The sequence below is a fragment of the Streptomyces sp. NPDC055815 genome, assembly GCF_053616475.1.
Genome location: NZ_JBSHDU010000053.1, coordinates 46096 through 55694, shown reverse-complemented (window position 1 = coordinate 55694; position 9599 = coordinate 46096). Strand labels below are relative to the sequence as shown.

The 9599-nt window shown below is 72.6% G+C and carries 11 protein-coding genes; 4 read left to right on the top strand and 7 right to left on the bottom strand.

What is annotated here, in order from left to right; genetic code table 11:
- Nucleotides 1-64: 64 nt before the first annotated feature.
- Nucleotides 65-550 (bottom strand): GNAT family N-acetyltransferase, encoded by a 486-nt coding sequence (locus tag ACWGN5_RS28805; protein WP_453520413.1) that lies wholly within the window; start codon nucleotides 548-550, stop codon nucleotides 65-67.
- 68 nt (nucleotides 551-618) lie between these two features.
- On the opposite strand from ACWGN5_RS28805, the gene ACWGN5_RS28800 reads away from it, so the two are divergent.
- Nucleotides 619-1146 carry a hypothetical protein gene (locus ACWGN5_RS28800; protein ID WP_453520410.1) on the top strand — a complete coding sequence of 176 codons (528 nt, stop codon included), beginning with the start codon at nucleotides 619-621 and terminating at the stop codon, nucleotides 1144-1146.
- An 18-nt stretch (nucleotides 1147-1164) separates the two neighbouring features.
- Here ACWGN5_RS28800 and ACWGN5_RS28795 read toward each other — a convergent pair whose 3' ends face one another.
- A complete protein-coding gene (locus ACWGN5_RS28795; RefSeq protein WP_453520407.1) occupies nucleotides 1165-1518 on the bottom strand; it encodes a hypothetical protein in 354 nt (117 codons plus the stop codon).
- 123 nt (nucleotides 1519-1641) lie between these two features.
- Nucleotides 1642-2313, bottom strand: a complete 672-nt coding sequence (locus ACWGN5_RS28790; RefSeq protein ID WP_453520404.1) for a hypothetical protein — start codon at nucleotides 2311-2313, stop codon at nucleotides 1642-1644.
- Nucleotides 2314-2595: 282 nt separating this feature from the next.
- Between ACWGN5_RS28790 and ACWGN5_RS28785 the strand changes: the two genes are divergently transcribed.
- A complete protein-coding gene (locus ACWGN5_RS28785; RefSeq protein ID WP_453520401.1) occupies nucleotides 2596-3303 on the top strand; it encodes an SCO4225 family membrane protein in 708 nt (235 codons plus the stop codon).
- Between the two features lie 76 nt (nucleotides 3304-3379).
- Here ACWGN5_RS28785 and ACWGN5_RS28780 read toward each other — a convergent pair whose 3' ends face one another.
- Entirely contained in the window at nucleotides 3380-4138 is a 759-nt protein-coding gene (locus ACWGN5_RS28780; protein ID WP_453520398.1) for a phosphoglyceromutase, read from the bottom strand.
- 125 nt (nucleotides 4139-4263) lie between these two features.
- On the opposite strand from ACWGN5_RS28780, the gene ACWGN5_RS28775 reads away from it, so the two are divergent.
- On the top strand, nucleotides 4264-5586 hold the full coding sequence (locus ACWGN5_RS28775) for an MDR family MFS transporter (RefSeq protein WP_453520395.1): 1323 nt from the start codon (nucleotides 4264-4266) through the stop codon (nucleotides 5584-5586).
- Nucleotide 5587: 1 nt separating this feature from the next.
- Here the strand turns inward: ACWGN5_RS28775 and ACWGN5_RS28770 are convergent, their stop codons facing one another.
- On the bottom strand, nucleotides 5588-6502 hold the full coding sequence (locus ACWGN5_RS28770) for an MBL fold metallo-hydrolase (RefSeq protein ID WP_453520392.1): 915 nt from the start codon (nucleotides 6500-6502) through the stop codon (nucleotides 5588-5590).
- A 95-nt stretch (nucleotides 6503-6597) separates the two neighbouring features.
- Here ACWGN5_RS28770 and ACWGN5_RS28765 point away from each other — a divergent pair, with 95 nt between their 5' ends.
- Nucleotides 6598-7539, top strand: coding sequence for an AraC family transcriptional regulator (locus ACWGN5_RS28765; protein WP_453520389.1), 942 nt, complete (start codon nucleotides 6598-6600; stop codon nucleotides 7537-7539).
- Nucleotides 7540-7606: 67 nt separating this feature from the next.
- Here the strand turns inward: ACWGN5_RS28765 and ACWGN5_RS28760 are convergent, their stop codons facing one another.
- Together ACWGN5_RS28760 and mshA are read right to left on the bottom strand one after the other, a co-directional pair.
- Nucleotides 7607-8107 (bottom strand): type III secretion system chaperone family protein, encoded by a 501-nt coding sequence (locus ACWGN5_RS28760; RefSeq protein ID WP_369145575.1) that lies wholly within the window; start codon nucleotides 8105-8107, stop codon nucleotides 7607-7609.
- Complete coding sequence (gene mshA, locus ACWGN5_RS28755; RefSeq protein WP_453520385.1) at nucleotides 8100-9467, bottom strand: D-inositol-3-phosphate glycosyltransferase; 1368 nt, start codon at nucleotides 9465-9467, stop codon at nucleotides 8100-8102. Before mshA ends, ACWGN5_RS28760 begins: the two co-directional genes overlap by 8 nt.
- Nucleotides 9468-9599 lie beyond the last annotated feature (132 nt).

The following is a 9599-nucleotide window of genomic DNA, read 5'->3' as shown; positions in this document are numbered from 1 at the left end:
GGGGGGCGCGTGGACACGCGCCCCCCTTCCCCTCTCCCACGCCCCGCTCTGTGTCGAGGCCCCGCTATAGGTCGAGGCCCCTCTCTATATCAAGCACGGCGACGACCTGGCCGCCGCTGTCCTCTCCGGTGGTACGGAATCCCAGCTTGTCGTAGAAGGCGCCGGGACCGTCCTCGCCGGGCTCCCAGGTCACGTAGAACCGCCGCTCGCCGCGCCGGTGGAGCTCGTCGCGCACGGCCTCGACGGCGAAGCGCCCGTACCCCTTGCCCTGCCCGGAGGCGGCGATGTTCAGCCGCCAGAGACCACTGCGCCGGTCGGCGGGGTCCTTCTCCTCGTTCCAGGGGATGTCGAGGAAGGCCATCAGGAACCCGACGAGCTCGTCGCCGTCGAAGATCAGCCGCGGCCAGGCGTTCTCCCCGAAGGCGTACGCCTCCGCGAGGGATTTCACGACGGGCGCGACATTGCGCTCCTGATGGGGGTGGACGCGCAGGGCGAGGGCGGCGTCGATGGTGGCGGGGGTGACGGGCTCCAGGCGGAGTGACGTGCTCATGCGCAGGACGCTAACAATTCGCCGGGATGTCCATCGGTGATTTCCCGACCGGCTCCAGGATGACGCGCATGACTTCCTGGCTGCGCCGCCTCGTACCGATCGCCGTCCTCCTGCCCGCCCTGGCGGGCTGCACCGTCCCGCCCGCGGGCTTCACCGGCGTCATGGTGACGGCGGAGGGGGAACCGATGGGCGTGATCCTGGTGTGCCACGACCAGATCGACGAGGCCTTGCTGTACCCGGCCGAGCCGGACCCGGACCCGGGCGCCGAGGCCGCGGCGGACGCCAAGGAACCGGAGTACACGGATGTCTGGACCTCGGCGAAGCCCGTCGACGGCTTCACGAGCTGGCCCCTGACCGGCTCGGCGACCGGGGCCGACGGCTGGACACCGCTCGAAGCCCCGCACCCCCTCGAACCGGGACAGCTCTACAAGCTCTACGGCGCGAGCCACGACAACTCCTGGTCGACGCTGCACCACTCCTTCACCCTGGCGGACCTGAAGAAGCTGCGGCCGGACCAGGTCGCTTACTCCCACGGCGACGAGGTCCGGACGACGACGGTGGCGGACTTCCGCGCGCACGCCTGCGACGGGTTCTGAGAAAGTCCGCCGCAACCGCTACGGCTGGAAGAACACCACCGAGCGCAGCTTCAACCGGTCGGTGGCCGGGCGCCCGTGCGGGCGGAGGATCCAGGTGTCGCCGGAGCAGTCGGGCCCCGTGAACACGATCGCCTTCTCGTCCGTGTCGTTGTGCGGCGCGAAGGCGGGCTCGGAGGCGCTCGGGTCGGCCGCCTCGGGGATGGTGAGGCACTCCCCGCTCGCCGGGTCTTCGAGCGTGCCGGTCTGCGGTTCGCCGCTGATCCCGATGAACCGGTAGTGGAAGTCGCCGGTGGCGGCGTGGGCGGGGGTGGCCAGGGTGGCGGTGAGGGCGAGTGCGCCGCAGACGGCGGCGAGGGAGTGGCGGAGGCGCACGGGGGTTCTCGTTTCGGTGGAGACGACCAAGGTCATCCCCACCCCTAACCCGCTCCCCCGAGCCCCAAGCGGCGCGCGGCCGCCGGAAGGTTTCGCCCTCACCCGTCCGGCGGAGAAGGCCCGTTACGGGGTGAAGACCTCTTCCAGCTGGTGGATCGCCCCGTCGTCCCCGACCTGGAACCGGAAGACGAGCCCGGAGTCCGGGTGGGCCTTGACCCAGTCGATCAGCTCCTGCACGCCGATCCGCTGGTTCTCGGTGCTGGTGACGATCGGGTTGGTGGCGGTGACGTACGCGGCCTGGTCGAGCGCCCAGCGGCTCTCCTCACCGGTGACGACGAACGGCCCTCCGTCGGAGTCCTTGGGGGCACACCCCCAAGCCCCGCGCTGGACCACGAGGTTGACCTTCCCCGTGCTGGGGTCGAGCTCCTCGATCCGGTAGAGCGCGAACTCGTCGGGGTCGACGTCGTCGGGCCCGGGAGGCGCGTCGACACAGTCCTCGGCCTTGGGCGCGGACGTCGCGGGCGCGGAGGTCTTGGGGGGCGCGGGCTTGGGGGCCGAGGGCTTGGCGACGACGGGCTTCTTCACGGCGGGAGCGGCGGTCGGGGTGGCGGCCGGCGGGGCGGTCGGCGGGGCGGTCGTCCCGGCGGGCGCACCGGACGCGCCGGTGGTCGTGGCGACCGGCGCGGGCGCGGTCGGCGCGGCGGCCGAGCCGCCCTCCTGGCAGCCGGTGAGCACAACGGCCAGCGCACCGGCGGCCAGTGCGAGGACAGCGGGTCTGAGACGGTCGACGTTCATTCGGGAAGCCCCCTCTTCACGGGCGGCCACCGCACGGCCGCACCCCTGCCGGGAACGTAGCAACGCCCCACCCCCGCGCACAGCACCCGGCCCCCGCTGTCACACACCTGGTACGCCCTCAGAACCCCCGCACGACAACGTACGGACGGTGCCCGGCCCTGAGGGTCCTGCGCAGACGGATGCGCTCTCCGCGCCCCCGCCGTTGAGTACCGGTACTCATGTTCGGGCGCGACCCGTGATCCATCGTGGAGATCACCAACGGACCTACCCGAGGAACAACCGATGCCGACTGCGTCCCACCCCCGCCGCCTCCCGCGCCTGCGCCGACTGCTCGCCCTCGCTTCGGGCAACTGGCTCGCCCGGGGCTATCTCGCGGTGTTCGCCGTCTCCCTCGCGGCCATGTTCCTCGCCCCGGACAGCGCCCTGGCCGGGAGCTCGCTGCTGCTGACGGCGCCCCTCTCCTTCCTGATGGTGTTCCTCCCCCTCGACCCCGGCGCCCAGATCGACGGGGCGGCCGACATGACGGCGGTCGCGGGCTTCACCGGCTGGCTCGTGGTGTGCGCCCTCGTGAACGCCGCCGTGCTCGGAGCCCTCGCCACGAGGATCACGACCACGGCTCCGGCCGAGCAGCGAAGAAGAGACGTGGAGAACCCCGCGGGCGGGCTCCGGGCCCTGCTGGCACCCGCGGTGGACAACTGGCTCGCCCGTGGCTACCTCGCCGTGGTCGCGGTCGCCCTCGGATTCTTCCTGTGCGCCACGTTCCTCCTGCCGGACCCCGGATACGCCGGCATCTGGCCCCTCATGGCCACGGCCCCGCTCAGCCTCCTCGCGGTGGCGATCTCCACGCCCATCGAACTGTTCTCCTCGATCACCTGGCTCGGCCCGCTGGTCTTCGCCCTCGGGGTGGCACTGTCCGGCCTGGTCAACGCCGTCCTGCTCGGCCACCTCGCCCGCAGGCTGCGGACCAGCGAACCCCGCCCGGCCCTGTAGCACCGCAGGACGGAGACACGGACAAGGCCCCCACTCGCGGAGAAACCGCAGGTGGGGGCCTTGATCACGCGTGTTGTTACTTCTTGCCCTGGTTCTTCACGGCCTCGATGGCCGCCGCGGCGGCGTCCGGGTCGAGGTAGGTGCCGCCCGGGTTGAGGGGCTTGAAGTTCTCGTCCAGCTCGTAGGAGAGGGGGATGCCCGTCGGGATGTTCAGGCCCGCGATGTCGGCGTCCGAGATGCCGTCCAGGTGCTTCACCAGGGCGCGGAGGCTGTTGCCGTGGGCGGCGATCAGGACCGTGCGGCCGGCGAGGAGGTCCGGGACGATGTTGTCGTACCAGTACGGGAGCATCCGCTCGACGACGTCCTTGAGGCACTCGGTCTGCGGGCGCAGCTCCGGCGGGATCGTCTGGTAGCGGGCGTCGTGGGCCTGCGAGTACTCGCTGTCGTCCGAGAGCGCCGGCGGCGGGGTGTCGTACGAGCGGCGCCACAGCATGAACTGCTCCTCGCCGAACTCGGCGAGGGTCTGCGCCTTGTCCTTGCCCTGGAGGGCGCCGTAGTGGCGCTCGTTCAGGCGCCACGAGCGGTTGACGGGGATCCAGTGACGGTCCGCGGCCTCGAGCGCGAGCTGCGCCGTGCGGATGGCGCGCTTCTGGAGGGAGGTGTGCAGCACGTCGGGCAGCAGGCCGGCGTCCTTGAGCAGCTCGCCGCCGCGCGTCGCCTCCTTCTCGCCCTTGGCGGTGAGGTTCACGTCCACCCATCCGGTGAACAGATTCTTCTCGTTCCACTCGCTCTCGCCGTGGCGGAGGAGGATCAGCTTGTACGGTGCGTCGGCCATGCGTACGAGCCTAATCGACCGCTGACGATTGACGCGCGTCGTCAATTCGCTGGCGTCCGGCGTATGAGATGCGTAAGTTACGAGAGCCGGAAGCAGGGCTTACGCACCACAGGGGGCCGCCACACATGTCCATCGATTCGCTCAGACGATCGGCCCGCGAGACGGTCTCCGGCCTCCCCCCGGGTTTCTGGTGGCTCTGGCTCTCCACCCTGGTCAACCGGACCGGCGCCTTCGTCCTGACCTTCCTCTCCCTCTACCTGACCGTCGAGCTCGGGCACTCGGCCTGGTTCGCCGGACTCGTCGTCGCCCTCCACGGACTGGGCGGTGTGGCGGGATCGCCGCTCGGCGGCGCCCTCACCGACCGCTGGGGCCGCCGCCCCACCATGGTCACCATGCACCTCGCGGCCGCCGCCTGCGCCGCCGCCCTCGCCGTCGTCACCAGCGCCTGGGCCATCGCCGCCGTCGTCCTCCTCATGGGCGTCGCCATGCAGGCCGTCCGCCCCTCCATCAACGCGACCATCGCCGACATGGTCCCCGCCCACGACGTGCGCCGGGCGTACGCCCTCAACTACTGGGCCCTCAACCTCGGCTTCGCCGTCGCCTCCATCGCCGGCGGCGCCGCGGCCTTCCTCGGCTACCGGACCCTGTTCGTCGTCGACGCCGTCGCCACCACACTGTGCGCCGTCATCGTCTTCCTCCGGCTCCCCGAGACCCGCCCCGAGGCCGCCGTCGACAAGCAGGGCGAGCCGGTCGCCGAGGAGAAGGTCAGCATGCTGACCGTGCTCCGCGACGCGCCCTTCCGGACCCTCGTCCTGCTCAACCTCCTCGTCTGCCTCGTCTTCACCGCCCCCTGGATCGGCCTGCCGCTGACCATGGCGAACCAGGGCCTCTCCCCTTCCTCGTACGGCGTCGTCATCGCCGTCAACGGCATCGTGATCGTCGGCTTCCAGCTGCTCGTCAACAAGCTGACCGACAAGCGCTCCCCCGTCCTCCTGCTGACCCTCTCCGCGCTCCTCTTCGCCCTCGGCACCGGCGCGACCGCCCTCGCCGGCTCCCCCGTCGCCTTCGCCGCGACCGTGGTCGTCTGGACGGTCGGCGAGATGATCCACGTCCCGACGAACGCCGCCGCCACCGCCCGCCTGGCCCCCGAGCACGCCCGGGGCCGCTACCAGGGCGTGATGGGCATGTCGTGGGCCGTCGCCGGTTTCGTCGCCCCGATCGGCGCCGGCGCGATCGTCGGCGGGCCGGGACCGGACGTGCTGTGGGCGGTGACGACCGCGATCGGCGTGGCGGCGGCGGTCGGGTACTTCACCCGCCTGCGGAAGGCCCTCTCGGAGGAGACGGAGGCGGCCGGAGTCGACACCCCCGCCACCACCCTCTCCGAGGAAGTCGACGCCCCCGCCACCAACCGCAGCGAGAACCCCGAGTCCTCCGCCGTCGGCGCCTGACTCAGCCCCTCCCGTAGGCCGCCCACCCGGCCACCGCGAACCCCGTCCCCTCCCTGCGCACTTCGGCGGCGCCCGCCCCGCCGAAGTGCGCGGGGACGACCAGTTCCCGCGCGTCGGCGGCCCGTTCGAGGACCCGTCGGCGACTCGCCGCCGCCCCGGCCGCGTCCAGGCAGAAACAGCTGGCGCGCGCCGGGTCGAGGATCTGCACCGGGCTGTGCAGGAGGTCGCCGACGAAGACCGCCCGGTCCGTCCCGGAGGCGAGCCGCAGCACGGCGGAACCCGGCGTGTGGCCGGGCGCGGACTCCAGGACGAGGTTCTCGTCGATGCGGTGGGAGCCGTCCCAGAGCGTGACGAGCCCCGCGCGGTGCACGGGCGCCACGCTGTCCTCGTAGATCAGCCGGTCCTCCTCCTGGAGGCCGCCGCCGTACCCGTTCTCCGGGCCGAAGTGGAAGTCGTCGGCGGCGGGGAGGAGGTACCGGGCGTTCGGGAACGTCGGCGCCCACTCCCCTCCCGCGTCGTAGGTGTTCCAGCCGACGTGGTCCGCGTGCAGATGGGTGTTCACGACGACGTCGACGTCCTCGGGCCGGATGCCCGCCCGCTCCAGACGGCCGAGGAAACCGTCCCGCCGCCGGTGGAAGTGCGGCGAGTGGGGCCGCTCCCGCCCGTCACCGACGCCGGTGTCGACCAGGACGGTCCGCCCGCCGCTGCGCAGCACCCAGGTCTGCAGCGCCATCACCGCGCTGTCGCCGTCCGGCGCCCAGTGGTCCGGCGCCAGCCACTCCTCGTTGTCCTTCCACACCTCGGCCCCGGCGTCCGGAACGAGGGTGCGGGCCGGCGCGAACGGCCCCTGCCACTCGACGACCCGGATGATCTCGACGTCCCCCAGGACGATGCTCTGTGCGCTCTCGTTCGTCATGCGATCGACAGTAGGGAGGGGGAGTTGAGCCTCTCAATGCCTGAACTGCTCCCCCTCATACGCGAGAAGCTCACCCCCGGCGATACGCTCCCGCCATGGACGTGGTGAGCGACGCGATCTCGGCCGTACGGGTCGGGCAGCCCTCCTCCGACCGGGTACGGGTCGCCGGACGCTGGTGCGCGCGGCTCGCCCCGTACGACGGGGCCGGCTTCCACGTCGTCCTCAGCGGCAGCTGCTGGCTGCTGCCCGACGGCGGCGCACCGGTCGCGCTCGGTCCGGGCGACGCGGTGCTGCTCCCGCACGGCACCGGGCACGTCATCGCCGACGCGCCCGCCGACGCGGAGACGGTCGCACGCGCGGTGCCCTTCGAACGCTGGGCCGACGGAAGCCTCCCGCGCCCGCCCCGACCGGCCCCACGCGCGCGCGAGGTCGAGATGCTCTGCGGCAAGTACCGGCTCGACCGCAGCCACACGCACCCGCTGCTCGCCGAACTCCCGCCGCTCGTCCACCTGCCGGCCCGCGAAGGCACCCATTCCGAGCTCCGGGCCGCCATCGGCCTCCTGGGAGGAGAGCTGGACGAACGGCGGCCCGGCGTATGCCTCGCGCTTCCCAGCCTGCTCGACCTGCTGTTCGTCTACATGATCCGGTCCTGGATGGCGACCGAGACCGCGGCCGGGAGCACGGCCGGAACGTGGCCCGCCGTCCTGGGCGACCCGGTGGCGGCCGCCGCGCTGCGCGCGCTGCACTCCGACCCGGCCGCGCCCTGGACGGTCGACCGGCTCGCGGCCGAGGCGGGCGTCTCCCGCCCGACCCTCGCCCGCCGCTTCACCACCCTGGTGGGCCGCCCCCCGATGGCGTACCTCACCTGGTGGCGGCTGACCCGCGCCGCCGCCCTGCTGCGCGACACCGAGGCCCCGTTGGCGACCGTCGCCCGCCACGTCGGCTACGCCTCCCCGTACGCCCTCTCCCACGCCTTCCGCCGCGAGTTCGGCACGACACCGGGCCGCTACCGCAGCGCCACGGTCACTCCGCCCTGAGCGCCCGCTGGGCCTCGTACGGGTTCGCGGGACGGACCTGGCAGCAGAGGGCCCTCACGGGAAGGGGTCAGCGCGTCGGCTTCTGGGTCAGGTTCTTGAACGCGTCCAGGTTCCGGGTCGACTCGCCGCGCGAGACCCGCCACTCGTACTCCCGGCGGATCGCCGACGCGAAGCCCAGCTCCAGGAGGGTGTTGAAGTCGCCGTCCGCCGCCTCCAGGACCGAGCCGAGCAGCCGGTCCAGCTCCTCCGGGGTGACGGCCGCCAGCGGCAGCTTGCCGGCGAGGTAGACGTCGCCGAGGGCGTCGACCGCGTAACTCACCCCGTACAGCTTGAGGTTGCGTTCGAGGAGCCAGCGGTGGACCCCCGCCTCGTTCTCGTCCGGGTGCCGGATGACGAAGGCGTTGAGGGAGACCGAGTGGCGGCCCACCCGCAGCGACAGGGTGGTGAACAGCTTCCGCGTGCCCGGGAGCTTCACGACGTACGAGCCGGGCTCCGGGGACTCCCAGTCCAGCTCCGCGTCCTTGAACGTGTCCTCGACGATCCGCCGGACGACCTCGGTCTCAGCCATGGTGCGAGCGTACGCGACGGCGGTTCTCCCGCAGCCGGTGGTCGTGCATGGCCGCCGTGTACACGTCCGCCGTGCCCGAGGCCGCCGTGTCCCAGCCGAAGGACCCCGCGTGCAGCGCCGCCGCCTCGCCCATCCGCGCGGACAGCGTCGGGTCCGTCACGAACCGGCCGAGCGCCCGCGCGTAGTCCGCCGGGTCGTGCCCCTGCACGAGGAAACCGGTCACCTCGTCCCGTACGGCCACGGGCAGACCGCCCACCGCCGCCGCGACGACCGGCGTGCCCGCCGCCTGCGCCTCGATCGCGACCAGACCGAAGGACTCGCTGTACGAGGGCATGACGAGCACGCTGGCCGCGCGGAACCAGTCCGCGAGCCGGTCCTGCCCCACCGGCGGGTGGAAGCGCACGACGTCCGAGATCCCGAGCCGGGCCGCCAGCTTCTGCAGCTGCTCCGGCTTCGCCAGGCCGCTGCCGCTCGGGCCGCCGACCACCGGGACCACCATCCGGCCACGCAGCGAGGGGTCCTGCTCCAGGAGCCGCGCGGCGGCGCTGAGCAGGATGTCCGGGGCCTTCAGCGGCTGTATCCGGCCCGCGAAGACCGGGATGAACGCGTCCTGCGGCAGGCCGAGCCGCGCCCGGGCCGCCGCGCGGCCGTCGGCGGGACGGAAGTGGTCCAGGTTGACCCCCGGGTGCACCACCGCGATCTTGCCCGGGTCCGCCTCGTAGAAGCGGGCCAGCTCGTCGGCCTCCTCGGCCGTGTTCGCGATCAGCCGGTCGGCGGCCGAGACGATCTGCGTCTCGCCGATCACCCGGGCCGCGGGCTCGGGCGTGTCGCCCTCGGCCAGCGCCGCGTTCTTGACCTTCGCCATCGTGTGCATGGCGTGCACGAGCGGGACGCCCCAGCGCTCGGCGGCCAGCCAGCCGACGTGCCCGGAGAGCCAGTAGTGGGAGTGGACGAGGTCGTAGTGGCCGGGCCGGTGACCCGCCCACGCCTGCATCACGCCGTGCGTGAAGGCACAGAGCTGCGCCGGCAGCTCCTCCTTCGCCAGACCCTCGTACGGGCCCGCGTCCACATGGCGTACCAGCACGCCCGGGGTCAGCTCGACCACCGGCGGGAGGCCGCCGGTGGTGGCCCGGGTGAAGATCTCCACCTCGATGTCGATGGCGGCGAGTCGTTTCGCCAGCTCGACGATGTAGACGTTCATGCCGCCCGCGTCACCCGTGCCGGGCTGGTGCAGCGGCGAGGTGTGGACGCTGAGCATGGCCACGCGCCGGGGGGTGCGGTGCCGGCCGGGGAGCCGGAGCCTGGCCGGCGCCGGGTGCCGGTGCCGGGTACCGGCGAACCGGGACACGTACTGGCTCACGTCGGCGGTCCTTCCGCTCGGGGGGCTGAGCTGGGCGGCTGAGCTCGTCGGGCATGACTGCTGGAGGGCGCGGTACGTCCTCCAGCGGCCACAACACCGGAATCGCCCCTTTCATTTCCGCCGGCCCCCTGC

Bases quoted from the DNA above. Each gene is read 5' to 3' on its own strand.
- ACWGN5_RS28800 (WP_453520410.1), top strand. From the start codon at position 619: ATGACTTCCTGGCTGCGCCGCCTCGTACCGATCGCCGTCCTCCTGCCC.
- ACWGN5_RS28805 (WP_453520413.1), bottom strand. From the start codon at position 550: ATGAGCACGTCACTCCGCCTGGAGCCCGTCACCCCCGCCACCATCGAC.
- ACWGN5_RS28760 (WP_369145575.1), bottom strand. From the start codon at position 8,107: ATGGCTGAGACCGAGGTCGTCCGGCGGATCGTCGAGGACACGTTCAAG.
- ACWGN5_RS28770 (WP_453520392.1), bottom strand. From the start codon at position 6,502: ATGACGAACGAGAGCGCACAGAGCATCGTCCTGGGGGACGTCGAGATC.
- ACWGN5_RS28765 (WP_453520389.1), top strand. From the start codon at position 6,598: ATGGACGTGGTGAGCGACGCGATCTCGGCCGTACGGGTCGGGCAGCCC.
- ACWGN5_RS28780 (WP_453520398.1), bottom strand. From the start codon at position 4,138: ATGGCCGACGCACCGTACAAGCTGATCCTCCTCCGCCACGGCGAGAGC.
- ACWGN5_RS28785 (WP_453520401.1), top strand. From the start codon at position 2,596: ATGCCGACTGCGTCCCACCCCCGCCGCCTCCCGCGCCTGCGCCGACTG.
- ACWGN5_RS28790 (WP_453520404.1), bottom strand. From the start codon at position 2,313: ATGAACGTCGACCGTCTCAGACCCGCTGTCCTCGCACTGGCCGCCGGT.
- ACWGN5_RS28775 (WP_453520395.1), top strand. From the start codon at position 4,264: ATGTCCATCGATTCGCTCAGACGATCGGCCCGCGAGACGGTCTCCGGC.